The following is a 25689-nucleotide window of genomic DNA, read 5'->3' on the forward strand; positions in this document are numbered from 1 at the left end:
TCATTGTAAGCTGAAAAAGAAATACTGGTTGTACTTTCGCACTTTCTACAAAAATTATGGAAATAACAGTTTCAACCGCCAACGAACTTCGCCTTACGGCAGAAGAATTTGAACTGATCAAACAAAAGATCGGTCGCACTCCAAACTTTAATGAGCTGTGTTGCTTCAGCGCCATGTGGAGCGAGCATTGCAGTTACAAGAACTCCATCAAGTGGTTAAAAACCCTGCCCCGTGACGGAGAAAAAATGCTTGTAAAAGCAGGTGAAGAAAATGCCGGCCTGATGGATATTGGGGACGGTTACGGTGTAGTGTTTAAAATTGAAAGTCACAATCACCCAAGTGCCATTGAGCCTTTCCAGGGGGCGGCAACAGGTGTAGGTGGTATTCACCGCGATATATTTACCATGGGTGCAAGACCCATCGCTTCTTTAAATTCACTGAGGTTCGGCAATTTGGCCGAAGCTAAAACACAACATTTACTGGCTGGAGTTGTACACGGTATTGGTCATTACGGCAACTGCTTTGGCGTACCAACAGTTGGTGGCGAAATTTATTTTGAAGATTGTTATCATACCAACCCGCTGGTAAATGCCATGAGCGTGGGTATATTAAAAAATGGTACCACTATTTCTGCAACTGCTGAAGGAAACGGCAATCCCGTTTTTTTTGTAGGAAGCGCCACCGGTAAAGATGGTATTGGCGGAGCATCTTTTGCATCTGCTAATATTACGGCCGACAGTGCTGAAGATTTACCTGCTGTTCAGGTAGGAGATCCTTTCCAGGAAAAGAAGTTACTCGAGGCTTGCCTGGAAGTAATCAAAACAGGTGCTATAGTAGGTATGCAGGATATGGGTGCGGCAGGAATTATTTGCTCTACCGCAGAAATGAGTGCCAAAGGAAATTCAGGCATGCGGATAGATCTGGATAAAGTACCCATGCGCCAGCAGAATATGAAAACATGGGAACTGCTGTTAAGCGAAAGCCAGGAACGGATGCTGATGGTGGTGCAAAAAGGCAAGGAGGCAGCCGTGCTGGAAGTATTTGAAAAATGGGATTTGCCCTGCAGCGAAATTGGAGAAGTAACCGGTGACGGCCTGCTGAAATTTTATATGAATGGTATACTGGAAGCTGAACTACCCGCACAGGAACTGGTGTTGGGTGGCGGTGCACCACAATATGAAAGAGAATATAAAGAACCGGAATACCTGCAAAAAGTAAATGCTTTCGATGCTGGTTCCATCGCTGTTCCTTCCGACTTAAAAGCCATTGCTGAACAGCTGATTCAAATACCAAATATAGCCAGCAAGCGCTGGGTTTATACACAATATGATAGTATGGTAGGTGCAGGTACAGCAAGTACCAATGCTCCAAGTGATGCTGCAATTGTTGTGGCAAAACCAACCAACAAGGCATTGGCGCTTACAACAGATTGCAACAGCCGGTACACTTTTGCAGATCCCTACAAAGGGGCTATGATAGCCGTAGCAGAAGCTGCCCGCAATATCGTTTGCAGTGGTGGTGAACCGCTGGGTGTTACCAACTGCTTAAACTTTGGCAACCCTTATAACCCCGAAGTATATTACCAGTTCGTGCATGCTATCAAGGGCATGGGTGCTGCCTGTATAAAATTCAATACGCCTGTAACCGGTGGTAATGTAAGTTTTTACAACCAGGCTCCTGAAGGACCTGTATACCCTACTCCTACTATCGGTATGGTGGGTGTATTAGACAGCGCTGATGATAAAATGACAATGAATTTTAAAACAGCTGGTGATGTAATTTATATGATCGGAGTTAGCAGGGATGATATTAACTCTTCGGAATACCTGCATAAAATTCATGGAGTAGAATTTAGCCCGGCACCACATTTTGAGCTCGACGAAGAATTTAATTTACAACAAGCCATACAGCAACTGATCAAGGATAAATTGATTTTATCTGCACACGATGTCAGCGAAGGCGGTTTGTTTGTAACCCTAACTGAAAGCGGCTTTAACAATGATCTCGGTTATAATGTTACTACAAAAGAAGGCATTCGCAAAGACGCTTATCTTTTTGGTGAAGCGCAAAGCCGTGTAGTAGTTTCTGTTGCTGCAGACAAATCAGGTGCGGTTGAATCTTTATTATCTGCGGCAACAATTGGTTTTGAAAAGCTGGGTACTGTGACCGAAAGTGACATAACAATTGACGGAGAAAATTGGGGCAGCTTCAGTAGTTGGAAATATAAATATGATAATGCCATCGGTAACCTGCTGGCGGGCCATGAAAGTGAACAGGCTTTAACTGCCTTATAAAATAAATCCCATGAGCAAAAAAATTGCCATTATCGGCGGAGGAAATTTAGGAACCGCTATCGCCGAAGGGTTGATCAAAAGTAAATTTTGTAAACCTTCGGATATAACGATTACAAAAAGAAACCTGGCCACTTTAAAAGAACTGGAAGGCAAAGGCGTGCACGTTACCAGCGATAATGCAGCAGCGGTACGCGGCAGTGAGCTGGTCATTCTTGCTATCAAACCGTTCCAGGTAAGCGATGTCGTAAATGGTTTTAAAAAAGAACTCACCGGCAAACATATGCTGGTATCTGTTGTAACCGGTGTTGCTACCAGCGATATTGAAGGCATCATCAAAAAGAAATTGCCTGTCTTTCGGGCCATGCCCAATACGGCCATCGCCATACAGGAAAGCATCACCTGCATTAGTGTGAGCAATGCCACGGATGCACAGGCTGCCTATGTAAAAGACCTGTTTACCAACCTCGGTAAAGTAGCCATGATTGATGAAAAATTAATGGATGCCGCCACCGTGCTGGGTGCATGTGGTACCGCCTTTGCCATGCGGTACATTCGCGCCAATATACAAGGCGGTATTGAAATTGGTTTTGATGCAGTAACAGCCAACCTGATTGCTGCACAAACCGTAAAAGGAGCTGCGGAATTACTACTGCAGAAGGGCACGCATCCAGAGCAGGAAATTGACAAGGTAACTACGCCAAAAGGCTGTACCATCGCCGGTTTAAACGAAATGGAACACCAGGGTTTCAGTTCTTCTTTAATAAAAGGTATTGCTACCAGTTACAATAAAATCGTAAAGGGATAAAATACTTTGGTTTCTAACTACAAAAAAAAGAAAAGGAATTGTTATCGGGCCGCCCTGCGATAAAGATAGTAGGCTATAAAACCAAAAACTATATTTGGCACCCATGCCGCAAGGAGTGGCGTAAAATTTCCTTTGGTGGCAAACACCAGCGCAAAGCGCCCAAATAAAATATACAAAACGCTCAGTAAAACGCCTACTGCTAAATGAAAGCCGCTTCCGCCCCTCACTTTACGGGAGGAGAGCGATACGCCGATAATAGTTAAAATAATCACAGAAGCCGGAATGGCATCCCTGCTGTATCGCTCCACCAGCAAAGAATTAATATCTTCAGACCCCCTTATTTTTTCCATTTTTATCATGTAGTTCAATTCGGGGGTTGCCAAACGATCTTTTAGATATTCATCCCGGCGCAGGTCCATCGGTTTAAAATTGTATCCTACCAAAAGCGATGTATTATGTCTCAAGCTTTCTTTATCTCCTTCAAATGTTCTTTGCTCTACATTAGTGAGTTTCCATTTTCTCGTGGCAGTATCCCAGCTGATATTTTCGCAACGTAAATTGTACACCAATTCATTTTTCTTAAATTCCTGTATAAAAAAATTGGAGCCGGTCTTACTAGTCGTGTCATAACTACGCAAACCAGCATAAGTGTTGGCATCCATCCGAAAATAGAAGTTCTGCATAAAGGCTTTATTTTCATTTCCGCCAAAATTTACATCTATATATTTTGCCTGGAACACGCCCCATTTGGTATTGGCATTCGGCAGTACAAACTGGTATGCAAGCCACAATATGCCCGCCAGCAAAAAACTACCAATCCAATAGGGAACCAAAAAACGCCTGAAACTTACGCCACTGCTAAGGATAGCAATTACTTCTGAGCGGTCGGCCATTTTTGCCGTAAAAAATATTACTGCAATAAAAACAAATAAAGGAAACAGCATGGCGTCAATACGCGGAATAAAACCAAAATGATAATCCCTGATAATGATCCAAAGCGGCAATCCCGACTTATGAAAATCATCCGTTTTTTCGCTGGTATCAATCACCACCACTATTACTGTAAATAGTATGAGGCAAAAAACAAAAGTCGTTAAAAAATTTTTTAGTATAAACTTATCTAGCTTTTTCATTTCGGTTGGCGCAAAACTAACTTAAAACCAGCAGGCAGTAAAATGCAGGCAGTAAAGTTTTGTGAAATATTAGCGGCATAAAAAAAAGGAACAGCAATTAAGCTGCTCCTTTTAAAAATGCATTGGTTATTTACTCAATTATTTTCACTTCGGTCCGGCGATTGAGCGCCCTGCCTTCAGCAGTTGTATTTTCAGCAATTGGTACCGTCATCCCATAGCCTTTGGAAGTAACTCTTTCCGGTGCAATACCCTTGGTTAAAAGATAAGCCCTTACTGTATTTGCACGGTTGCCAGATAAAATCATATTGGCATCCGGCTTTCCTACATTGTCGGTGTGCCCGCCCACTTCAATTTTTTCATCCTCTTTTCTTTTCAGGTATTCTACCAGTTCATCCAGTACTGTATAAGCTTCGGGTTGCAACGTGGCTTTGCCAGTTTCAAATGTACAATTATCCAGCACAAAAGATTTCGGCGCCTCAAACTGTATATCCACGTTAAAAGGGTTTTTGTAGTACTGGTTATCTTTTAAGGCAGGTATATCAAGTACATTGTAACTGGTAGAATCATGAAATCCTAAAATATAAATATCATATTTGCTTCCGTTGGGAAGCCGCAGAGAAAATTTGCCCGTAGAATCTGATAGCCCCTGGAACTCAGTTCCGTTGGCACGGCTTTTAAAAACCACTATTTCACTGGCAAGCAGGTTACCACTTTTTGCATCTGATATCGTAACATTTACCGGTGCATCTTTAGGCAAATTCATTGGCGCCGCCGGCACTTGTGCCATCACAGCAAAAGGAATTGCCATTGCTATCAGTAAATAATAAAATTGTTTTGCCATCCTGAAGTTGATTTGATTATCCTTTAAAGATAATTTTTTTGGTATACGCTCCAAAAACTCAATTATTGTGTAACATACCTTGTTTTTTTACAACTCAATTGCAAATTATTTTGGTCCGGGCTAAGAAGCAATGTGGTGCATTGTTGCATCGCCCTCTTATACCGCATTGCAAATATTAGCTTTTATTAAAGCGGGTCTGGACAATTATAGCCGGTGCTGCAATTGTACAACCATGGCTTCTTTCCAGCTTTTAAAATCGCCCGCTGCAATATGGTTGCGGGCCTCGGTTACCAGCCAGAGATAAAATGCCAGGTTATGCACACTTGCAATGGTAAGACCAAGGTATTCTTTAGATTTCATTAAATGCCTTAAATAACTTTTTGTGTAGTAGTTGCTCATTTCGCAATCAATACCATCATCAATGGATGAAAAGTCTTTTTCCCATTTCTTATTGTCGATATTGATAATTCCCTTGCTGGTAAATAGCATGGCGTTGCGCCCGTTGCGGGTAGGCATTACGCAGTCAAACATATCAACCCCCAGCGCTATACATTCCAGTATATTCCAGGGAGTGCCCACGCCCATCAGGTAACGCGGTTTTTGTACTGGTAAAATATCGCAGCAATGCTCCGTAAATTCATACATCATTTCCATCGGCTCGCCCACGCTCAGTCCGCCAATTGCATTGCCTGAAGCATTTTGCGAGGCGATAAATTCTGCTGATGCCGTTCGCAGATCTTTATAAATGCTGCCTTGTATAATCGGGAATAAATTCTGCGTATAGCCGTATCTGTCAGGTGTTTCATTGAAACGGGTAAAGCACCGTTGCAGCCAGCGATGTGTGAGTTCCATACTTTTTTTTGCATAGACATATTCACTTGGGTAAGGCGGACATTCGTCAAAAGCCATAATAATATCTCCGCCTATAATACGCTGAATGTCCATTACTTTTTCCGGGCTAAACAAATGTTTGCTGCCATCAATATGGCTCTGAAACAAAGCACCTTCTTCAGTCAATTTCCTGTTATTGGCCAGCGAGAAAACCTGGTAACCGCCGCTGTCGGTTAATATGGGTTTATGCCAGCCGTTAAACTGGTGCAACCCGCCTGCAGCTTCCAGTACTTCCAGGCCTGGCCGCAGATATAAATGATAAGTATTGCCCAAAATAATCTGCGCTTTTACTTCGGTGTTTAATTGTTGCTGGGTTACTGCTTTTACACTGCCAGCTGTACCAACAGGCATAAAGATGGGTGTTAATATTTCTCCATGATCTGTTGTTATCCTTCCTGTTCTCGCTTTTGTTGCGGAATCTGTATGCTGTAATTCAAATTGCAGTGCTGCCATAAAAAAGCCATTTTGCCCAAACCGGGTGGCAGGCAAAATTATTGTTTATTGATACATTAAATACACCAGCTAATAATATGGGCTGTTTATAACTTCGTTGTATATCAACGGTCTTATACTTTTTTCGAATTTTATAAATCCAAGACAGAATATCGGGCGAATTATTTATCCTTGCCCGCCATGTTTCAACACTTATTTTAGTATTACTTTTGCGCTTATGAACCTTAACCAACTGTTAATGCACTGGCACGGCATTATTTTTATTATATTTTGTGCCATTGCTTTTATTCAGCTATTTTATTACCTTTTTTTCTTTACCAGGCTCGCATCCTACAAACCAACTGCCGGGCAATACATTCAAAAAAATCCGGTTTCGGTAATTATTTGTGCAAGGGATGAAGCGGCTAATCTTGCAAAAAATTTACCCGGAGCCCTGGTGCAAAAGTACCCGGTTAACCATGAAGTGATTGTGGTGGATGATAACTCTTTTGATGACAGCAGGTACCTGCTGGAGGAATTTGAAAAGACGTTTCGCCAACTGCATGTTATTGAGCTGAAGCAGGAAGCAAAGATGATCACCGGAAAAAAATTTCCGTTAAGCATTGGCATTAAAACAGCCAAACACGAAATTGTTTTACTGACAGATGCCGATTGCGTACCCGCCACCGAAAACTGGATAGAAGGAATGCAGCAAACGTACGACGACAATACTGAAATTGTATTGGGTTATGGTGCCTATTACAAAAAAAAGGGGGTCTTGAATAAACTGGTGAGATGGGAAACATTCCACACCGCCCTGCAATATTTTACCTACGCCCTGGCTGGTGTTCCCTACATGGGCGTGGGCAGAAATTTGAGTTATAAAAAGACAATCTTTTTCAGGCACAAAGGCTTTTCATCTCACAACAATATACCCAGCGGCGATGATGATCTTTTTATCAACATTGCAGCGAACAAATTCAATACAAAGATTAATATTGATCCGGAAACTTTTACCTTAAGCGAGCCGGTGAATACCTGGCCCAGCTGGATAAAACAAAAGAACCGCCATTACACAACAGGAAAGTATTACAAGCCATTGCACAAATTCCTATTGGGTCTTTACTCGTTTTCCCATTTTATCTTTTTCCCTTTACTGGTAGTAAGCTGCATCGTTTTCAGCTGGAAGCTGAGCCTGCTGGTATTTGGTATTCGCTTTATAACTCAGTTATTTGTATTTTATCCTGCCATGAAAAAGTTGCAGGAACAAGACCTTTATAGCTGGTTACTATTTTTTGATATCTGGATGTTTTTTCATTACCTGCTGTTTTCAGTGGCCTTAATAAAAAAACCAAAACAGGCCTGGAATTAAAAACATTTTAGCACTATAAAAATTAAGGGAATTTATCTTTTTTAACATGGATACAATCACCAACTATTTCGCCGATTTTACAGAAGAGCAGCTGCAGCAATTTGCCGCTTTGAAAGATTTATATAAAGAATGGAACGAGAAAATCAATGTCATTTCCCGCAAGGATATTGATAATTTTTACGAGCACCATGTATTGCATTCTCTCGCAATAGCAACCCAGTTTGAGTTTAAAGCTGGCAGTGAAATTATGGATCTCGGCAGTGGTGGCGGATTTCCGGGAGTACCGTTGGCTATTTTTTTCCCCGATACTCAATTTCACCTGGTAGACAGCATCAATAAAAAATTAAAAGTGGCTAATGAAATTGCCGCTGCTATTGGTCTTAAAAACCTGTCAGTACAACATACAAGGGCAGAAGATATTAAGAACAGAAAATTTGATGTAGTGGTATCGAGGGCAGTAGCGCCGTTAAAAGATTTATGGTGGTGGGCAAAACCACTTTTAAAAAAGGGAGTATCGCCTAATGGGCTTATTTGCCTTAAGGGAGGAGACCTTACGCAAGAGATATCCGAAAGCAAATGCAGGCCAAGGGTTTGGGAAATTGATAAAATTTTTACTGAACCTTTCTTTAAAGAAAAATTTTTACTGCATGTTCCGTTATAATAATTGAATGCATAAATTCTTTTAAAAAAGACAAATTGTCTCAATACCGGAAATGCTTCGCAACCTGCAAAAAAACTACCACTTTAGGGTATGGAATTGTATGATTTTTTAGCAACCTTTGTGATCGATGAATATATCTGTAGCAATAGTAGAAGACAACAATGATATCCGGCAGGCGCTGGAACAAATCATTACTATGGCTGAAGGATGTTCTTTGGCCGGCTCCTGCGTTAACGGTGAAGAAGCCCTTGTAAAAATCCCCATTTTGAATCCGGAAATTGTTTTAATGGACATTAACCTGGGTGGAATGAACGGGATAGAATGCGTGAAAATTTTAAAAGAAAATTACCCGCAGATTCTTTTTATGATGTGCACGGTATATGAGGAAGACGAGAAAATTTTTGAGGCATTGAGTGCAGGGGCAAGTGGTTATGTGCTGAAGAAAACCACGCCCGACAAGTTATTAAACGCCATTAAAGAATTAAGTGAAGGTGGTGCGCCGATGAGCAGCCAGATTGCAAGTAAGGTTGTTGCTGCATTTAAGAATAAACCTACGGTGGCTGTTACAAATGATTCGCTGGACACACTATCAAAAAGAGAAGTAGAGATATTGATTGCTTTATCCAAAGGCTTGCTGTATAAAGAAATTGGAGAAGAATTATTTATCAGTTCGCAAACAGTGCGCAAACATGTTTACCATATTTACGAGAAGCTGCATGTAGGCAACCGCATACAGGCTGTAAATAAATACTTTGGGCGATAAGAAATTTCACAGCCCTTTTACAACCAGTTGAGCCTCCGTAACAGGAGGTTTTTTATTACAGGAACTTCCAGAACCAGTTATCTGTTTGTGGTGTATTGCCAATGGGGAAATCATGCCTGTGGCCAGAGTCTGCAAAGCCATATTTACCATAAAATTTTTGCGCCCGCATGTTGTGCTCCCAAACACCCAGCCACAAACATTTGTACTGGTGTTTGATTGCGTAATCCTGGTAAAAATCCATTAACTGCTGCGCTATTTTTTTCCCGTGAAACTCTTTTATAACATACAACCTTTTCAGCTCAAGCGATTTCCATTTTTTTACTTCTGCCCAGCTTCTGTAATCTTCCATAAAACGGATATATCCAACCGGCTCTCCGTTTACCTCTGCAAAAAAAAACATATCCCTTTCATCACTCAGTTCAGCCTCAACCTGTGGCAGGTTATAATATTGTTCCAGGTAAAGCTGCATATCTTCTTCCGTGCAGGTGCCGGTAAAAGTATCATAAAATGTTTGCCTCGCAATTTTAGCCAGCACCGGCGCATCCTGTAATAAAATCCTCCTGATAGTTATCTCCATAATAAAATGTGTGATTAAAAATTTACCAGTGCAATTCCAGCATATTGTTTTTCTGATCCACATCCGCCATTCGTTTGGTTGGATCTATTTCTATCTTTTTTATATCCATCAAACGGCGTTTAAATTCGATCGTATAGGTAGGATGTGTCCACCGCCATTCTTCATCCACAATTCTTGGTGCCTTATCCTCTGCAGGTTTTTCTCCAAACATCAGGTTTAGAGGAATGTAGTGCTGTTCGGTTGTTCCATCTTTAAATGTAAGCTGTAAATCAATCGGCATGGGCATTTGACCAATACGACGCAGTCTTATTTTTGAAATACCATTTTCTTCCCACAAACTGTCAATTGAATAGTCAATTTTTTTGGTAGTGCTGCACCAGTATTCTTTGTACCAATCCAGTTTAAGGCCGCTGACATTTTCTGCAATTTGTATAAAATCAGCTGCGTTTGGATGTTTAAAGTGCCATTGTTTATAATACTCAAGCAAAATTTTATCTCTTGTTGCAGCGCTGGTAATGTAGCCCAGCTGTTCAAGAAATACAGCTCCTTTACTATAGGCAGCATTGCTGTAACCAACATTGGTGTTAAAGTGATCGGCGTGCGTTGTGAGCGGTTCTTCCCAATCGCTTTTAGCAATAAAATAATACGCCCGGTAATTGTTATAATGCTCCAGTGGCAGCAAGGCTGCTGCTGAATCAAGTGATTTAATAAAGGCCGGATTAGAAGCGTTTTTTACCCTCGTAACTTTCTCCCGGTAGTAGCCTTCCACCAGGTCACTTGCAAACTCGGTAAAGCCTTCATCCATCCAGGCATACAGGCTTTCATTGGTGCCCAGCATCATCTGGTACCAGCTGTGCATCCATTCATGAAAAACAGTGCCCAGACTTGGTCCAATAAGCAAGGTGCCCATCGGATATTCCATACCTCCATCGCCTCCCTGTATAAATGAATACTGGGGATAAGGATACTTGCCAAATTTGCTTTCCATAAAAGGCAATACCGTTACAGCTGCATTGGCAACCGTTTCCCATGCCTCATCATTGGCCGCATCATTTTCTTTATACTTGTAGAGAACATTGAGTACGGGCCCACCGTTTGGCATTTTACGCACCAGGTGTTTGTATTCCGGGTCGGCAGCCCACATAAAATCATGTACATTGTTTGCAACAAAATGCCAGCTACGTTTGGGCTTTGCCGCAGGCTTCAGCTCGGAACCTGCAGCATCATATCCCCAGCCAATTTCAGCTGCATTTAATAGTATACCGCTGCCGCCTAATTTGTAGTTTTTATCAATATTAATCGTCACGTCAAAATCGCCCCAAACTCCGTAAAATTCCCTTGCCACATAGGGCGTAGGATGCCAGCCTTCATAATCATACTCACACAATTTCGGGTACCATTGGCTCATGCTGTACCTCACACCCGTCGTAGGATTATCTCTTCCACTTCGCCTTACCTGCAATGGAATTTGTGCTTCAAATTCCATATCAAAAACAACTGAGCTTTTAGGCGTGATTGGTTTGGTAAGATTTACTTCCAGAATTGTTTCGTGATATTTAAACGGCTGAGCAATGCCATTCATTTTCAAAGAGATAATTTTCTGGTAACCAATTTCAGCTGGTGTTAATTTGCTGATACGGTCTTTTACCCTGCCATCCCAATCCGGTCTTCCGTTTACGAGCGTTTTACCCAACTCCCTGCTGCGCACATCCATGCTGCTGTTGGGTTGAAAAGCATTGAAATAAAGATGATAAAATACTCTCTTCAGTACATCCGGAGAATTGTTAGTGTATACCAGTTTTTGTTTACCAGTGAATTGGTTGCTTACATCATCCACATCCACGGTCATTGTATATTTTACACGCTGCTGCCATCTGTCTGCTTGTGCAACCAGGGTTATATTTCCTGTGATAAACAACAACATCAAAACAAAAATTTTCTTCATACTACATTTGATTTTAAAGTAAATTTCAACAGGCAGCAATTGCAATTATTTATACTCATTGAACACCCTGAACCACAATTACTATTTCCCCCTTTACAGGCTTGCTGTTAAAATGATCGTGTACCTCTTGTAATGTTCCCCGCTTGTTTTCTTCAAATTTTTTAGTCAGTTCACGGCTTACACAACAAACCCGGTCAGCGCCAAAATATTCAATAAAGTCATGCAGGGTTTTTACCAACCGCATGGGACTTTCATAAAATACCATAGTGCGTTCTTCCAACGCCATCTTTTTTAAGAATGTTTGTCTTCCTTTTTTCAATGGTAAAAATCCTTCGAAACAGAAACTTGTAATGGGCAATCCACTGTTTACAAGTGCCGGCACGAAGGCGGTGGCACCTGGTAAACATTCCACTTTTATATCTTGCTTTACACATTCTCTCACCAGCAAAAAAGCAGGATCGCTGATGCCCGGTGTGCCCGCATCTGTAAGCAGGGCCATTGTTTTGCCGGCCTGCAATTGCTCCGCGAGGTGGTGAATAATTTTATGCTCATTGTGCTGATGGTATGGTGTAAGCGGCTTATGAATTTGGTAATGCTGTAGCAGTACCGATGAAGTACGGGTGTCTTCCGCCAGTATTAAATCAACCGATTTTAACACCTCAATCGCCCTGAAAGTTATATCAGCCAGGTTACCGATGGGCGTGGGAACAATGTAAAGCATATTTTTTTGATGTGCTGATTTGCTAATCTGATAAAGTGCAGCTATATCAGCTGCAACAGCATGCGCTCTTAGAAAGTTGCTTGTAATAGCAGGTTAGCAAATCCGTCAATTTGCTATTTGATTTCCACCTCAAACATTTCCATTACCTGGTTGGCCAATAATTTCTTTGCCGCTTCTTCGGCTATCTGCGCAGCAGCATCTGCGCTGTCTGCTTCTACCTGGAGGGTAATATTTTTTCCAATGCGAACATCCTTGATACCATTCAGTCCAAGATTTGCAAGCCCGCCCATTACGGCCTTTCCCTGCGGATCTAACAATTCTTTTAGCGGCATTACTTTTACCTGTGCAGTGAAGATCATGTTGTAGTTTTATTTTTGAGCGCCAAAGATAAAATAATGTAAGCAATGAAAACAACCGGTACGGCAAGCCATTTCAATAAAAATGCGGAAATCAGTGAAATTGCTATCAATATTATTTTAGGCATATTATTTTTTACCGTGTAATCTTTAAACTTCATTGCCATTATCGGTAGTTTGCTTACCATTAGCCAACTAAGCAAAATGATAAGAGCGTATAAAAACCATTTATTTAATATCACGTTATATACGGCGTCCGAATTGCTGTACCAGTATATTAAAGGTAATGAGGCTACTACTAAACCTGCAGCTGGTATTGGCACACCTTTAAAACCGTAGGCCTGGGAAGTATCGATATTAAATCTTGCGAGCCGGTAGGCACCGGCGCAGGTGAAAATGAATGCCGGCAGTAATAATAAAATGGAGGCTTCTATACCATCTGCATCTTTTATATATCCCATCCGTAAAAATTGGTAAAGTATGATGCCGGGTGCCACGCCAAAACTTGCCATATCCGCCAGCGAATCCAATTGCTTGCCCATTTCAGAACAAATATTGAGTGCACGTGCAACAAAGCCATCTAAAAAATCCACCACAGCCGCGATGGCGATAAACAGAGAGGCTAAACAAATATTCTCTTTTAGTTTTATAAACTGCTCCCCTTCCTTTGTGTACACAACATCGATCCCGTTTTGCAAAGCAAAAACAATCGCTATACAACCGAAAAATAAATTGAGCAGGGTAAATAAATTAGAAATGTGTTTTTTCATTGCTGGTTATCGCTTTTTCATCAATGATTCAATCTCATCAACGGTTATTGGAATATTTTTCATCAGGTCTTTATTACCATTCTTTGTAATCCAGAAATTGTTCTCAATGCGCACGCCCATCTGTTCTTCCTCGATATAAATACCTGGTTCAATTGTAAATACCATTCCCGCTTTTATGGGCGCTGTCCGGGTACCAAGGTCGTGCACATCTATGCCCAGGTGATGTGAAATGCCATGGTACAAATACTTGCGGTATGCCCTGTTATCGGGATCTTCATTTTTGATATCCGATTTTTTAAGCAGACCGATCTTTTGAAAAATACTGGTCGCTTCTGCTCCCACCTTATCAGTATATTCAACAATGCTTATGCCCGGTTTTAGAATAGAGGCTGCAAAATGGTGTAAATGTAAACAGGCATTGTAGACTATTTTTTGCCTTTTGGTAAACTTGCCATTTACAGGTACCGTCCTGGTCAGGTCTGCGCAATAATTTCCGTAGCCTGCACCAAAATCCATCAGCACCATTTCTCTGTCTTTGCATTCCCTGTTGTTTTCTACATAATGCAACGTTCTTGCCCTGTCGCCGCTTGCTATAATGGAGCTATAAGCTTCGCCAGTTGCCCGTTGCGACAAAAATGAATGCACTATTTCGGCTTCAATTTCATATTCCATAACACCTGGCTTTATAAAGCCGAGCAGGCGCCTGAAGGCAACTTCAGTGATGTCGATTGCTTTTTGTATCACCTCCACTTCGAGTACTGTCTTAACCGCCCGCAAGTCTTTTAATATAACAGCACTTCGTTTATATTGGTGTACCGGGTAACGTGACCGCATCATTTCTGCGTAACGATAATCTCTTACCGGTATCAGGTTGGCCTTACGGTCATTCTCATTTGTATTAAGGTAGATCAAATCTGCTAAATGTATCCATGGTTGCAATACTCCATCCAATACATCTAACCAAACGATGGTGGTAATTCCCGAGATGGCGGTTGCTTCTTTCACTCTTAACCTGTGCCCATCCCATTTTTCTTTCAATTCGTTTGGCCTTACCAGCACCAGTACTTCCCGGTATTTAGGATCGGGATTACCCGGAAATAAAATCAACATGGTATCTTCCTGCTCTATGCCAGTAAGCCAAACCAGGTCTGCATTTTGTTTGAACCGGTGAATGGCATCGCCATTGTAAGGCAATTCATCATTGCTGTTAAAAATTGCGATGGCATTTTTATCCATTCTTTCTACAAAACGCTTTCTGTTTTGAATAAAAATGCCGGCATTTAAAGGAAGGTATTTCATGAAATATTTTTTACCGCTTGCAATATACATTTTTAAAGCCTTGCGTAAAAAACAGGTTTATTGCATAGCAGTCAGGCAAAGAAAAATAGTGGTTACTGAAAGTAATCTTATATCAAACGGATACTTATTTTTGAACCCGTCACAGTTGCATTTCCGGTATTTCATGATCGACTATAAGCCGGCCGGCAGTTTTGGCAATGATTTCTTCTACGCTTACACCGGGCGCTCTTTCCATTAATCTGAACCCGGCCGGAGTTATGTCCAATACTGCAAGATCTGTAACAATTTTTTTTACGCAGCCAATACCTGTCAGTGGCAAAACACAATGAGGAAGTAATTTTGATTCTCCTTTTGGATTGGTATGCATCATGGCAACAATGATATTTTTTGCACTTGCTACGAGGTCCATAGCACCGCCCATACCTTTCACCATCTTGCCAGGTATTTTCCAATTGGCGATATCACCTGTATCACTTACTTCCATCGCCCCTAAAATAGTAAGGTCAACCTTGCCTGCCCGTATCATTCCAAAACTCATTGCACTGTCAAAAAAAGAAGAACCTGGTACCGTTGTAATTGTTTGTTTGCCGGCATTGATCAGGTCAGGATCTTCCTGGCCTTCAAACGGAAAGGGTCCCATACCCAATAGCCCGTTTTCACTTTGTAACACTACTTTTATATTTTCAGGGATATAATTAGCAACAAGTGTGGGGATACCGATGCCGAGGTTAACGTAGTAGCCGTCTTTCAATTCTTTTGCGAGCCTTTGCGCTATCTGATTTTTATCAAGCATACAATTAATTTGCTGTTGAAGGAATGCATAAGTATCAGGATAATTTTCTTACCGTGCGTTGTTCTATTCTTTTTTCATAATTAATCCCTTTAAAAATACGATGTACATAAATGCCGGGAGTATGCACCTGGTTTGGATCCAATTCACCTGCAGGTACCAATTCCTCCACTTCTGCGATGGTTATCTTACCAGCCATCGCCATCAGCGGATTAAAATTACGGGCAGTTTCTTTAAAAATCAGGTTGCCTTCTGTATCGCCTTTCCAGGCTTTTATAAAAGCGAAGTCTGCTTCAAAAGCATATTCAAGCAAGTATTCTTTATTATTAAATGTTCGTACTTCTTTTCCAATGGCTACTTCGGTACCAACACCGGCTGGCGTAAAGATCGCCGGCATTCCATACCCGGCCGCCATACACCTGGTGGCAAGTGTACCCTGGGGTATTAACTCTACTTCCAGTTCTCCGCTAAGCAACTGTCTTTCGAACTCGGCATTTTCGCCCACATAAGACGATATCATTTTCCTTACGAGCTTTCTTTGCAATAGCAATCCAATACCAAAGTCATCTACACCGGCATTGTTGGCAATACAAATTAAATTTTTTGTGCCCTTTTGCACCAGCGCTGCAATACAGTTTTCGGGAATACCACATAAGCCAAAACCACCAAACATGGCTGTTGCTCCATCAAAAACATCATTTAGGGCTTCGGCTGCGTTGGCATACACTTTTTCCATAACAATCATTTTAGTGAGATTACTTTATCGGGACGGGTCGAAAAATATGGGTTTCAGTTTTTGCTGAATCAGGAACCGGGGTGCTGGAATATTTCACCCCAGGTATTGGGAGGATCGGCGGAGGTGGCGGCAAGGGCATTAAGGAAAAAGGCTCCGCGGCAGGTCGCTTGGCGTAGAGAGTGGAATACTTCTCTCTTTCGCCTCTTAACGTGATACTGTCAAGCAATACACCCATCAATTGTGTGTGCGCATTATAATACTGGTAACTATCATAAAAAATTTTCTCGTTTATATGATGTGCTGCAAACACCTGCTGCTGAAGTTTTGCGTTTTCAAGCGCCGCGTTTTTCATGCTATCCTTTTTTATAAACTGAGTGGTATATGTTTCAGCACGGATCACATCCCAAAAGACATCCTGCATTTTATCCGGTGGCAGAATCCCGGATGGCAGTCCTCCATTGGTGTTGCAGCCTGCAAACCAAATCGAAAATAATATCAGTACCGCTATTTTCATTACTTCAGTTCATCTTTATACCTCGCCGCATTGGTCATATCCATTTTTTGTAATAGCTCAGATGCCCTGGCCTTATCCTGAGGAGGTGCTTTAGCGAAAATTTTGATCAATTCATTTGCTTTTCCCTGGAAGAAGAACTGGCTGATCATAGTTGTGGAATTGTCAGCATTAAAACTACTTAGCAGGTTTAATACATTCAGCATTTCTGACCGGGCCTCGGCTTCGTTTTCAACCATTTTATCTGCTGCCTTTCTATAGTAGCCATAATAAATATCGTGCATGATGGCATAACGGCTGTTCTCCATATTTTCAACAAGCCAATACCTGTTGCGGCGACCATCAAAAGCTTTCCAGCCTGAAATACCCCTGGCTTCCGGAGCGTTATTAACAATGTTTTGCGCCTTTAAAAAATAGGGTGAACCTCCACGCAATGCATAGGAATCATAGTCGAATCCTAAAACCATATAAGCATAATAAGCAAATACTGCTGTGAGGTTTGACACTAACCCATCTGACCCTGACACCCTGTTTTCATTAAATTCCAATTGCTGAAACTCTACATATTTAAAAGTAATATCGGCATCCTGGTAATTGATGATAGGAGACAAGTAAGAAGAGTTAAACACAGGTCTCCCCGCCTGTATAGTCAGCGAAGCAGTGTACACATTCGCATCGGTGCCAGGTTGCAGATTTAATAAAAAGTTACAATCAATTTTTTCATTTACTAAAAAATTATCCCCTGTCCATTTATGATTATTTAGAAAAGTATTTAATGCTGTTTGCAGTGTTTGAAAAGTGCTCTTATTTACATTGGTGCCAACCCTGCTGCTGTTAACGGTTACCCGGGCATTCAATTCCTGGGCTACGGCTATATAACCGGTTAGCATAAAGAACAACAGTAATTTTATTTTGTTATTAAGCATAGTACAAATGAATAATGGTATTTACAATATCAACTGCTACTTCCTTTTTTGATTTGGTATCAAAATGCTGTTCCCCTCCATTTTTATCAAAAATAGTTATTTTGTTAGTGTCGCCGCTAAAACCAGCGCCGCTGTCATTCAGTGAATTTAGTACTATTAAATCAGCATTTTTTTCTGCGAGTTTTTTCAATGCATTATTTCTTTCATCAGTTGTCTCCAGCGCAAACCCGGCCAATAATTGCCCCTCTTTTTTTATGGTGCCTAAATGCTTTAAAATATCTTTTGTCTTTTTCAATTCAACAGAAAATATGCCTTCGCGTTTTTTAATCTTATCTGTTGCAATATTGACAGGTGTATAGTCCGCAACTGCGGCACTCATCACTGCAATATCTGTGTTGTCAAAAACGGACATACATGCGTTAAACATTTCTTCTGCTGATTTTACCCGTATTACCTGTAAACCGGCTGGTATTTCTTCACCAGATGGGCCGAGTATCAATGTTACGACGGCACCTCTTTTTTTACATTCTGCAGCAATGGCAATACCCATTTTGCCCGATGAATGATTGCCGATAAACCGAACTGGGTCCATCGCCTCATAGGTTGGACCTGCCGTTACCAGGATGTTCTTTTCTAACAGCTGGTTCTGACCGAAAAAAAAAGCTTCCAATCTTTTTAAAATGGTTTCAGGTTCTGCCATTCGCCCGTCACCTGTTAAACCACTTGCGAGTTCACCATTTTCAACCGGTATTACCACATTGCCAAACCCCTGAATTATTTGCAGATTATTTTTCGTAGAAGCGTGATGCCACATATCTTCATCCATTGCCGGCACCACTATTACAGGACAGGTTGCAGAAAGATAAACCGCGGTAAATAAGTTATCGCAAATTCCGTGGGCCATTTTAGCCAATGTATTGCAACTCAGGGGTGCAACCAGCATAACATCAGCCCACCTGCCCAACATTACGTGATTGCTCCAGGAATTATTCTCTGCCAAATCTGACAATACCTGATTTTTAGACAAAGTAGATAAAGTAAGTGCAGAAACAAAGTTCATGGCTGCAGGCGTCATCACAATTTTCACTTCGGCGCCGGCTTTAATTAACAGGCGCACCAATGCTGCAGTTTTGTATGCAGCAATACTTCCCGTTATACCCAGTAAAATTTTTTTATTTTTCAACATAAAAAAAAGACGGCAGTTGCCGTCCTTAAAAATAAAACTTCTTATCTAACATTAATAAACAAAGCCAAAAATTAACTAAATAAATCCTCCTCATTTTTACGGAAGTAGATTTTATCTTCCATAAATTCCTGCGATGCAAGCAGTGCCGGGTTAGGCATTCTTTCGTATGCCTTTGAAATTTCTATTTGTTCTTTATTTTCATGAATTTCTTCCAAACTATCGGTATGGCTTGCAAATTCCTCCAGCTTGTTATGCAATTCTTCCTTAATAGAAATATTGATCTGGTTCGCACGCTTTGCAATAATGGCAATAGATTCATAAAGATTGCCTGTTTTTTGCTTGATGTCAAACAAGTTCTTTGGTTCAACCACATTGCTTGTGCTGGAACTTAGCTGGCGTCTTAGTTTACTCATTTTTTATTTCTTTAATTTTATTTAAACTTAAATTATTGTATTCCTGAGCTTCCTTCAGGTGAACACTTTGAGGAAAACGATCTGCGAAATCCTGGTACTCTGTTATCACTTTTTCAAACCTTTCAGGTTGCTTATCAACTACGCTCAATTTTGCAAACTTATAGTAGCACATTAAAGATTTCAACTTATATAAATCCCCATTTTGGGACTCGGGATAATCACTCAACAGAGTACTGTAGGAAATTGCAGCAGCTCTGTACTGACCTAATTTATTGTAAAGATCAGCTGCCCGCAATTCCTTTTGCTCCAGTTTTATCCTGTTTTTATCAATTATTTCGGTAGCTTCTTTTACTCTTGCAGAACCAGGATGCGAATTTATAAACGATTGCATTACACCGATTGATTTAGAAGTATTGGTCTGATCTAATTCAATTTTTGCAACCTGTTTGTAGAAACAAAGGGCATGCATAAAATCCACTTCTTCAGATTTACTGCTATTGGGAAACACTTCTAAAAATCCCTTGAAAAAATTCTCTGCGTCTTTATATTCTTTTAGATAATAGAAACAGTAGGCATCTTTATAATATAACTCTTCAAATTTATCCGTGCCTTTATAAACAGGGTATAATTCCTCATATAATTGCTGAGCTATACGATATTTTTTTTCTGAATAATAGGTATCCGCCATTTTCAGTTTATAATCTGAATCCTTACTTTTTAGCACTTTTCCATACTTATTGCATGATGAAAAGAACGTTACCAATAAAAGAGATGTAATAAATACTTTAATAAAATTCATAAAGAAGTGCGAAATTAATGATTTTAAATCAAAAATCCCTTGTAATTATAGTATAGCAAAAAAGATCGCGTTAAGGTTTTGGTAAACCAATTTCCGGATAATTATCATACTTGCAAAAAGAGCCCCTCCAACAGGAAGGGCTCTTCGACAAAAAACTATTTTTAATTAGTTTGATTTAATATCAATCGTATTGGAATCTCCGCCGCCAATAACCTTATCAACCAAAACCCTGTCCGGACTAATACCTAATTTTTCAACCAGGTAGTTTTTAACCGCATCCAGTTTTTTGTCAGCTAAAGACTGTTCCTTTTTAGATGCTGCAGGATATGCCGTCAATGTAATTGTACAGTTAGGTTTTTCTTTCAATTTATTGGCAACTGTTGCAAGCAACGCTTTTGTATCGGCTTTTAATGTAGCTGTTTTAACAGACAGGCTTGGGTAATCAGAAGCACAGGCATTCAGGCTATCCATTTTTGCATTCATAGCAGTGCAGCAAGCAGGATCAGGGCATTTACCAACACCATCAGCATCTACTGGTTGACACTCGGTAGGAGTGATCAATTGCTTATCCTTACAATCCGGAACACCATCACCGTCTGTATCCCTGGTTACACCATGTGAATCAACCGGGCAACCAGCCGGAGTATTCGGCTCTCTGTCCAGTTGGTCAGTAACACCATCACCATCCGTGTCATCCAAAATTGGTTTAGGCAACTTCATGTGCTTAGGATTGTTGATTTCGCTGTAAGCATAATCCAAAGGATTCAGCCACCACAACGGCTCAACAGCCTTCGCGCCTAAATTAAAGTTGATGCCAAGAGATAAATAGTTATAAGAATCGTAATCAGGAGTCAAAGCAGCATCAAGTCCGTCCGGATGCTCTTGCCAGCGTTGTCCGTCCAATAGATCAGACTTTACGAAAGTATGCCGGTCTTCCAGAGCCAGATTAACCCTGTTGCTTAATTTGAAAGCTACTCCCGCAAGTACAGTACCAGAAGCTCTTAAAGTATTCTTTCCCAATTTAGGGCGACGGTTACCTTCTGATTCACCAGGTGTTTCATAGGTATTATCCATACCATCCTTCAACCGTTTCAAAATATTCCTCCTGTTAGAGTAGCTGATATCACCGCCATTGGCTATGCTATTATACAAGCTTGCATAATTGTTTCCAGATGCATCAAGTGCATTTACCATTACGTTATACCAGGTTGCGCCAACCCCAGCACCTGCATAAATGGTAACCCCGGTTTTTTGTTTATGAAAACGAACGTTATTAAGGGTAAAGATGCCCTGAATGCCCAAGTCCTGAACATGTGTTTTATAATTGTAAAAAACCGCATCTACATTTGGTTTGTAACCTTTGCCCGCCGGAAGATTACCATTTGGGGCACTAACCAATGCATCATTATTAGCATAGTTATATGAAGGCTGCCAGTTCATTCCTTTAGGCGATCCGTTTAAATACTGTGCCCGTAAGGAGAAGATATATCCTAACGCTTTTCTGACATGTGCTTCAAATCCGAGTCTTGGTACTCTGCCAGCAACATCTCCCATTACTACAATGTTGCCTAGCGATACACCTACTTCAACCATATTGCGGGGCTTAGCCGGAAAGTTATATGTGTTGTTCATAAATTCATTCTGCTGCGGCAATTTTTTCGCCGGAATCACTGAAGAATCAAAAACACTATAACCAGAACCCGTTTGGGCAAAAGATGTAGTTGATATCAGGGCCAGAAACCCCAGAATTAATTTGTACTTTTTGTTTGCCATAACTTATTGATTATTAAAATTCTAAAATTTAAGAGTTTTCACATACAAAATTAGATAATGGGAGTTAATAACCAAATTTTTTTAGGATTATTTACCTTAACTACTTAATTCTGTCCTGTTTAATTTGCAAATTAAGATTATAATATGTACTATTCCGCTGCTTCTTATAAAAACTTATTGTTTTTTAATAAAATTTAAAAGGCACAGAAAAAATAAATTACTTTGAACCCGTTTTTTCCTGCACTATATTGCCGTCTTTTTAGAAATGGAATTTATAAAAAATATAATAGGTGAAGAATTAAATACTTTTGAAAAGAAGTTCGCCGAATCGGTAAAAAGTCAAACTCCGCTTCTTGACAGGATTATGAAATATATCATCAAGCGCAAGGGTAAACAACTTCGTCCGATGTTTGTATTTTTAAGTGCAAAACTGCACGGCCCCATTAATGAAAGTACCTACAGGGCTGCGGCATTAGTTGAATTACTACATACAGCAACGCTGGTTCACGACGATGTAGTCGATGAATCTCTTGAAAGACGAGGTTTTTTTTCTGTAAATGCAATCTGGAAAAACAAAATCGCTGTATTGGTAGGTGATTATCTTTTATCAAAAGGCCTGCTTTTATCAACGGATAACAAAGATTTTGAACACCTGCAAATTTTATCCCAGGCTGTAAAACAAATGAGTGAGGGCGAATTACTTCAGATCGAAAAATCCCGGAATCTTAATTTAAAAGAGGACATCTATTTTGAAATCATCCGGAATAAAACTGCCTCCCTGCTGTCATCTGCCTGCGCCGTTGGCGCATGGAGTACCTGTAAAAACGAAGCCATTAGTAACAAAATGAAATTGTTCGGGGAAAAAGTGGGTATCGCATTTCAAATAAAAGATGATCTTTTTGACTATGGCAAAGAAGATGTGGGAAAGCCTACGGGCAATGACATAAAAGAAAAAAAACTAACGCTGCCACTCATTTATACCTTAAATAAAATAAGCGCTCCAAAAAGAAGGGAACTTATTTACATCATTAAAAACGAAAATAAAAACACGCAAAAGGTCAGACAGGTTATTGACACAGTAGTAGCCTCAGGCGGCATTGATTATGCCGCGGAAAAAATGACTGCTTACAGGGATGAAGCGCTCGCCATATTACATGAATTTGAGGATAATGAAGTCAGGAAAGCATTGGAGGAACTGGTACGCTACACAACAGACAGAAAATATTAGATCACATTCTGACATTCCACACGGCAATAATTTTCAATTAGGATGGAAAAAAGATGGAACATACTGGAAGTTGATAAAGGTGTTACCGCTGATTTACAGGCAGCTTTAAAAATAAACAGCAGTTTATGCAGCATCCTTGTAAACAGGGGCATTGACAATTTTGAAAAAGCCAAAGCGTGGTTTCGTCCATCGCTTGCAGCCCTGCATGATCCCTTCCTGATGAAGGACATGAACAAGGCTGTGGAAAGAATTGTTACGGCCATTGAGCGCAATGAGAAAATAATGGTCTTTGGTGATTATGATGTGGATGGCACAACCTCTGTGGCCCTGGTGTACCAGTTTATCTGTAAAATCTACAACGGGGAAATGGTTGAATTCTATATCCCCGATCGTTACAAAGAAGGCTATGGCATCAGTAAGGCCGGGATTGATTATGCCGCTGCAAATAATTTCTCTCTTATCATATCGCTGGATTGCGGAATAAAATCTGTGGCATTGATAGCTTATGCAAAAACGTTGGGCATAGATTTTATTGTATGCGACCATCATTTACCGGATGATATTTTACCCGAGGCCGTTGCCATTTTAAATGCTAAACAAAAAGATTGCGATTACCCCTACAAAGAATTGTGTGGTTGCGGCGTTGGGTTTAAATTAGCGACCGCTCTAGCACAACGGTATGGCATTGACGAAGAACATTATTATTGCTATCTTGACCTGGTAGCCACCGCTATTGCGGCCGATATTGTACCAATGACTGGCGAAAACAGGATACTTGCCTATTTTGGCTTGCAGCAAATTAACTCCTCTCCCTGCGCTGGCATTAAAGCGCTGATCCATTTGGGCGGCATTCAAAAAAAACTATCCATTACCAATGTTGTTTTTGTAATTGCGCCCAGAGTAAACGCCGCGGGGCGTATGGATGATGCAAAAAAGGCCGTTTTATTGTTTATTGAAAAAGATGTTGACCGGGCGATGGAGTTAGCCAAATTACTGCATATTGATAATACCGACCGAAAGGAAGCCGACAGCAGTATAACAGCCGAGGCACTTGCAATGATTGATAACAAAGCGGAGATGATCAACCGCAAATCAACCGTTGTTTACCAGGAACACTGGCATAAAGGAGTGGTGGGGATTGTGGCAAGCAGACTGACAGAAAAGTATTACCGTCCAACCATTGTACTTACACGTAACGGTGATATTGTTGCAGGAAGTGCCAGAAGTGTAGTTGGTTATAATTTGTATGAAGCGGTGCACGCCTGCAGGGAACATCTATTAGGGTATGGCGGCCATTTCGCCGCGGCAGGTCTTTCACTGTTGCCTGAAAATGTAATGGCCTTCACTGAAAAATTCGAGGCTGTTGTAGCCGGTACTATTGCACCACATTTACTGATACCTGAAATTATAATTGACAGTGTTATTTCTTTTAACGAAATCAATCAAACGCTATACAATATCATTTGCCAGATGGAACCGTTTGGACCGGAAAATATGCGGCCAACATTTGTAGCAAAAAATGTATCCGATACTGGTTACTCGAAAATTGTTAAAGAACTACACGTGCGTTTTGTTGTAAAACAAAATGGTATAACCTTTACTGGCATTGGCTTTAATCTTGCCGATAAATTTTCCATACTTGCAACGAAAAAGCCCTTTGACCTTGTTTTTACAATTGACGAAAATGAATGGAACGGCGAAACAAATTTGCAGCTTAAGATAATAGATCTGCAGGTATCCCGTTCCTGATACCATATACCCAAAATAAAAAAAATTGAAATTATTCACTTACCTGTACTATTTTTTTTACGTCGGTTTTAACTGGAACTTTGGCATTGCGCTCAATATTATAAAGCAGGAAATAAAGGGTGAAAAAAAATATGGCATTTCCACAACAGGAGCCGACGAATTAAAAGATCTTTCTAAAAAAGGAATTGATACTTCGCATGCAACCATGTACATGCCTATCAGTTACACCTTGCTGGAGCAACTATTTAAACAACTGCCGGCTACACCAAACATGCATTTTGCAGACATCGGTTGCGGCAAAGGCAGGGCGATGTGCGTTGCTGCTTACAACGGATATACAAATATCACCGGTGTTGATTTTTCTGAAAAATTTTGTGAAGATGCACGCCGCAATCTTGAGAAAATGAAAGAAAAATTTCCTGAAATGAATTTTGCAGTTCATACCGCAGATGCAATGAATTATGACATTCCTGCTACCGTTGATTGCCTGTTCTTATTCAATCCTTTTGATGTAGTGGTAATGAGCGCAGTGGTATTTAATATAATGGAAAGCGTCCGCATGCATCCGCGGGAAATTTTTGTGATATACGCTAATCCGCTTTACGAAGAATTGTTTTTAGACGAAGGCTTCAAGGAAATTTTTCATACAAAAGAAATGAAATACCTGGAAGCTGCTATACTAAAACTTCCGGCACTATTACAACGCCGGAAGTCTTAA

25 protein-coding genes are annotated in these 25689 nt (G+C 40.6%); 8 read left to right on the plus strand and 17 right to left on the minus strand.

Translation table 11 applies throughout. From position 1 onward, the window contains the following. Positions 1–56: 56 nt before the first annotated feature. Together purL and proC are read left to right on the plus strand one after the other, a co-directional pair. Positions 57–2294, plus strand: a complete 2238-nt coding sequence (gene purL / locus JWR61_RS01475; RefSeq protein ID WP_301926096.1) for a phosphoribosylformylglycinamidine synthase subunit PurL — start codon at positions 57–59, stop codon at positions 2292–2294. Between the two features lie 10 nt (positions 2295–2304). Beyond that, a complete protein-coding gene (gene proC, locus JWR61_RS01480) occupies positions 2305–3099 on the plus strand; it encodes a pyrroline-5-carboxylate reductase (protein ID WP_301926097.1) in 795 nt (264 codons plus the stop codon). A gap of 41 nt (positions 3100–3140) precedes the next feature. Here proC and JWR61_RS01485 read toward each other — a convergent pair whose 3' ends face one another. The 3 genes from JWR61_RS01485 to tgt form a co-directional block, all read right to left on the minus strand. After that, positions 3141–4232, minus strand: coding sequence for an LptF/LptG family permease (locus JWR61_RS01485; protein WP_290336948.1), 1092 nt, complete (start codon positions 4230–4232; stop codon positions 3141–3143). 130 nt (positions 4233–4362) lie between these two features. Next, complete coding sequence (locus JWR61_RS01490; RefSeq protein ID WP_290336949.1) at positions 4363–5073, minus strand: OmpA family protein; 711 nt, start codon at positions 5071–5073, stop codon at positions 4363–4365. Positions 5074–5277: 204 nt separating this feature from the next. Beyond that, positions 5278–6417, minus strand: a complete 1140-nt coding sequence (gene tgt, locus JWR61_RS01495) for a tRNA guanosine(34) transglycosylase Tgt (RefSeq protein ID WP_301926098.1) — start codon at positions 6415–6417, stop codon at positions 5278–5280. Positions 6418–6634: 217 nt separating this feature from the next. Between tgt and JWR61_RS01500 the strand changes: the two genes are divergently transcribed. The 3 genes from JWR61_RS01500 (at position 6635) to JWR61_RS01510 (ending at position 9192) form a co-directional block, all read left to right on the plus strand. Then, entirely contained in the window at positions 6635–7768 is a 1134-nt protein-coding gene (locus JWR61_RS01500) for a glycosyltransferase (RefSeq protein WP_301926099.1), read from the plus strand. Positions 7769–7814: 46 nt separating this feature from the next. Continuing rightward, positions 7815–8429: a 16S rRNA (guanine(527)-N(7))-methyltransferase RsmG gene (gene rsmG / locus JWR61_RS01505; protein ID WP_301926100.1), complete on the plus strand. Its 615-nt coding sequence runs from the start codon at positions 7815–7817 to the stop codon at positions 8427–8429. A gap of 127 nt (positions 8430–8556) precedes the next feature. Beyond that, complete coding sequence (locus JWR61_RS01510) at positions 8557–9192, plus strand: response regulator transcription factor (RefSeq protein WP_301926101.1); 636 nt, start codon at positions 8557–8559, stop codon at positions 9190–9192. Positions 9193–9247: 55 nt separating this feature from the next. On the opposite strand, the gene JWR61_RS01515 is transcribed toward JWR61_RS01510, so the two are convergent. From JWR61_RS01515 to JWR61_RS01580, 14 genes are all read right to left on the minus strand, one after another. Continuing rightward, positions 9248–9769, minus strand: a complete 522-nt coding sequence (locus JWR61_RS01515) for a GNAT family N-acetyltransferase (protein WP_301926102.1) — start codon at positions 9767–9769, stop codon at positions 9248–9250. A gap of 22 nt (positions 9770–9791) precedes the next feature. After that, complete coding sequence (locus JWR61_RS01520; RefSeq protein WP_301926103.1) at positions 9792–11714, minus strand: M1 family metallopeptidase; 1923 nt, start codon at positions 11712–11714, stop codon at positions 9792–9794. A gap of 55 nt (positions 11715–11769) precedes the next feature. After that, the gene (gene rsmI, locus JWR61_RS01525; protein ID WP_301926104.1) at positions 11770–12435 is read right to left on the minus strand and encodes a 16S rRNA (cytidine(1402)-2'-O)-methyltransferase; all 666 of its coding nucleotides are present in this window, start codon (positions 12433–12435) and stop codon (positions 11770–11772) included. A gap of 113 nt (positions 12436–12548) precedes the next feature. Then, positions 12549–12794: a phosphoribosylformylglycinamidine synthase subunit PurS gene (purS, locus tag JWR61_RS01530; protein WP_290336960.1), complete on the minus strand. Its 246-nt coding sequence runs from the start codon at positions 12792–12794 to the stop codon at positions 12549–12551. Beyond that, on the minus strand, positions 12791–13561 hold the full coding sequence (locus JWR61_RS01535; RefSeq protein WP_301926105.1) for a phosphatidylcholine/phosphatidylserine synthase: 771 nt from the start codon (positions 13559–13561) through the stop codon (positions 12791–12793). The genes purS and JWR61_RS01535 overlap by 4 nt, the downstream gene beginning before the upstream one ends. 6 nt (positions 13562–13567) lie before the next feature. Further along, positions 13568–14860, minus strand: coding sequence for an aminopeptidase P family protein (locus JWR61_RS01540; protein WP_301926106.1), 1293 nt, complete (start codon positions 14858–14860; stop codon positions 13568–13570). Positions 14861–14999: 139 nt separating this feature from the next. Beyond that, positions 15000–15653 (minus strand): CoA transferase subunit B, encoded by a 654-nt coding sequence (locus JWR61_RS01545; protein ID WP_301926107.1) that lies wholly within the window; start codon positions 15651–15653, stop codon positions 15000–15002. Between the two features lie 34 nt (positions 15654–15687). Beyond that, a complete protein-coding gene (locus JWR61_RS01550) occupies positions 15688–16386 on the minus strand; it encodes a CoA transferase subunit A (protein ID WP_301926108.1) in 699 nt (232 codons plus the stop codon). A 19-nt stretch (positions 16387–16405) separates the two neighbouring features. Next, positions 16406–16900, minus strand: a complete 495-nt coding sequence (locus JWR61_RS01555) for a DUF4296 domain-containing protein (RefSeq protein ID WP_301926109.1) — start codon at positions 16898–16900, stop codon at positions 16406–16408. Next, positions 16900–17787, minus strand: a complete 888-nt coding sequence (locus tag JWR61_RS01560; protein ID WP_290336969.1) for a DUF4835 family protein — start codon at positions 17785–17787, stop codon at positions 16900–16902. The genes JWR61_RS01555 and JWR61_RS01560 overlap by 1 nt, the downstream gene beginning before the upstream one ends. A gap of 28 nt (positions 17788–17815) precedes the next feature. Next, on the minus strand, positions 17816–19009 hold the full coding sequence (coaBC, locus tag JWR61_RS01565; protein ID WP_301926110.1) for a bifunctional phosphopantothenoylcysteine decarboxylase/phosphopantothenate--cysteine ligase CoaBC: 1194 nt from the start codon (positions 19007–19009) through the stop codon (positions 17816–17818). 71 nt (positions 19010–19080) lie between these two features. Continuing rightward, positions 19081–19422, minus strand: a complete 342-nt coding sequence (locus JWR61_RS01570) for a DNA-directed RNA polymerase subunit omega (protein ID WP_290336972.1) — start codon at positions 19420–19422, stop codon at positions 19081–19083. Continuing rightward, the gene (locus JWR61_RS01575; protein ID WP_301926111.1) at positions 19415–20221 is read right to left on the minus strand and encodes an outer membrane protein assembly factor BamD; all 807 of its coding nucleotides are present in this window, start codon (positions 20219–20221) and stop codon (positions 19415–19417) included. Before JWR61_RS01575 ends, JWR61_RS01570 begins: the two co-directional genes overlap by 8 nt. A gap of 165 nt (positions 20222–20386) precedes the next feature. After that, positions 20387–21994 (minus strand): OmpA family protein, encoded by a 1608-nt coding sequence (locus tag JWR61_RS01580; RefSeq protein ID WP_290336975.1) that lies wholly within the window; start codon positions 21992–21994, stop codon positions 20387–20389. A gap of 265 nt (positions 21995–22259) precedes the next feature. On the opposite strand from JWR61_RS01580, the gene JWR61_RS01585 reads away from it, so the two are divergent. The 3 genes from JWR61_RS01585 to JWR61_RS01595 are packed head-to-tail and all read left to right on the plus strand — an operon-like array spanning position 22260 to position 25689. Beyond that, positions 22260–23222, plus strand: coding sequence for a polyprenyl synthetase family protein (locus JWR61_RS01585; protein WP_301926112.1), 963 nt, complete (start codon positions 22260–22262; stop codon positions 23220–23222). Positions 23223–23264: 42 nt separating this feature from the next. Continuing rightward, positions 23265–24971 (plus strand): single-stranded-DNA-specific exonuclease RecJ, encoded by a 1707-nt coding sequence (gene recJ, locus JWR61_RS01590; protein WP_301926113.1) that lies wholly within the window; start codon positions 23265–23267, stop codon positions 24969–24971. Positions 24972–24996: 25 nt separating this feature from the next. Further along, entirely contained in the window at positions 24997–25689 is a 693-nt protein-coding gene (locus JWR61_RS01595; RefSeq protein WP_301926114.1) for a class I SAM-dependent methyltransferase, read from the plus strand.

Source organism: Ferruginibacter sp. (genome assembly GCF_028288465.1).
In the GTDB taxonomy this organism is placed as follows: Bacteria; Bacteroidota; Bacteroidia; order Chitinophagales; family Chitinophagaceae; genus Ferruginibacter.

Coding starts and splice junctions, on each gene's coding strand:
- coaBC (WP_301926110.1), bottom strand. CDS start 19,009: ATGTTGAAAAATAAAAAAATTTTACTGGGTATAACGGGAAGTATTGCT.
- JWR61_RS01560 (WP_290336969.1), bottom strand. CDS start 17,787: ATGCTAACCGGTTATATAGCCGTAGCCCAGGAATTGAATGCCCGGGTA.
- JWR61_RS01510 (WP_301926101.1), top strand. CDS start 8,557: ATGAATATATCTGTAGCAATAGTAGAAGACAACAATGATATCCGGCAG.
- JWR61_RS01575 (WP_301926111.1), bottom strand. CDS start 20,221: ATGAATTTTATTAAAGTATTTATTACATCTCTTTTATTGGTAACGTTC.
- JWR61_RS01545 (WP_301926107.1), bottom strand. CDS start 15,653: ATGCTTGATAAAAATCAGATAGCGCAAAGGCTCGCAAAAGAATTGAAA.
- tgt (WP_301926098.1), bottom strand. CDS start 6,417: ATGGCAGCACTGCAATTTGAATTACAGCATACAGATTCCGCAACAAAA.
- purL (WP_301926096.1), top strand. CDS start 57: ATGGAAATAACAGTTTCAACCGCCAACGAACTTCGCCTTACGGCAGAA.
- JWR61_RS01550 (WP_301926108.1), bottom strand. CDS start 16,386: ATGGAAAAAGTGTATGCCAACGCAGCCGAAGCCCTAAATGATGTTTTT.
- JWR61_RS01485 (WP_290336948.1), bottom strand. CDS start 4,232: ATGAAAAAGCTAGATAAGTTTATACTAAAAAATTTTTTAACGACTTTT.
- JWR61_RS01555 (WP_301926109.1), bottom strand. CDS start 16,900: ATGAAAATAGCGGTACTGATATTATTTTCGATTTGGTTTGCAGGCTGC.
- JWR61_RS01520 (WP_301926103.1), bottom strand. CDS start 11,714: ATGAAGAAAATTTTTGTTTTGATGTTGTTGTTTATCACAGGAAATATA.
- JWR61_RS01540 (WP_301926106.1), bottom strand. CDS start 14,860: ATGAAATACCTTCCTTTAAATGCCGGCATTTTTATTCAAAACAGAAAG.
- JWR61_RS01535 (WP_301926105.1), bottom strand. CDS start 13,561: ATGAAAAAACACATTTCTAATTTATTTACCCTGCTCAATTTATTTTTC.
- JWR61_RS01500 (WP_301926099.1), top strand. CDS start 6,635: ATGAACCTTAACCAACTGTTAATGCACTGGCACGGCATTATTTTTATT.
- recJ (WP_301926113.1), top strand. CDS start 23,265: ATGGAAAAAAGATGGAACATACTGGAAGTTGATAAAGGTGTTACCGCT.
- JWR61_RS01585 (WP_301926112.1), top strand. CDS start 22,260: ATGGAATTTATAAAAAATATAATAGGTGAAGAATTAAATACTTTTGAA.
- rsmI (WP_301926104.1), bottom strand. CDS start 12,435: ATGCTTTACATTGTTCCCACGCCCATCGGTAACCTGGCTGATATAACT.
- proC (WP_301926097.1), top strand. CDS start 2,305: ATGAGCAAAAAAATTGCCATTATCGGCGGAGGAAATTTAGGAACCGCT.
- JWR61_RS01580 (WP_290336975.1), bottom strand. CDS start 21,994: ATGGCAAACAAAAAGTACAAATTAATTCTGGGGTTTCTGGCCCTGATA.
- JWR61_RS01570 (WP_290336972.1), bottom strand. CDS start 19,422: ATGAGTAAACTAAGACGCCAGCTAAGTTCCAGCACAAGCAATGTGGTT.
- JWR61_RS01515 (WP_301926102.1), bottom strand. CDS start 9,769: ATGGAGATAACTATCAGGAGGATTTTATTACAGGATGCGCCGGTGCTG.
- rsmG (WP_301926100.1), top strand. CDS start 7,815: ATGGATACAATCACCAACTATTTCGCCGATTTTACAGAAGAGCAGCTG.
- purS (WP_290336960.1), bottom strand. CDS start 12,794: ATGATCTTCACTGCACAGGTAAAAGTAATGCCGCTAAAAGAATTGTTA.
- JWR61_RS01490 (WP_290336949.1), bottom strand. CDS start 5,073: ATGGCAAAACAATTTTATTATTTACTGATAGCAATGGCAATTCCTTTT.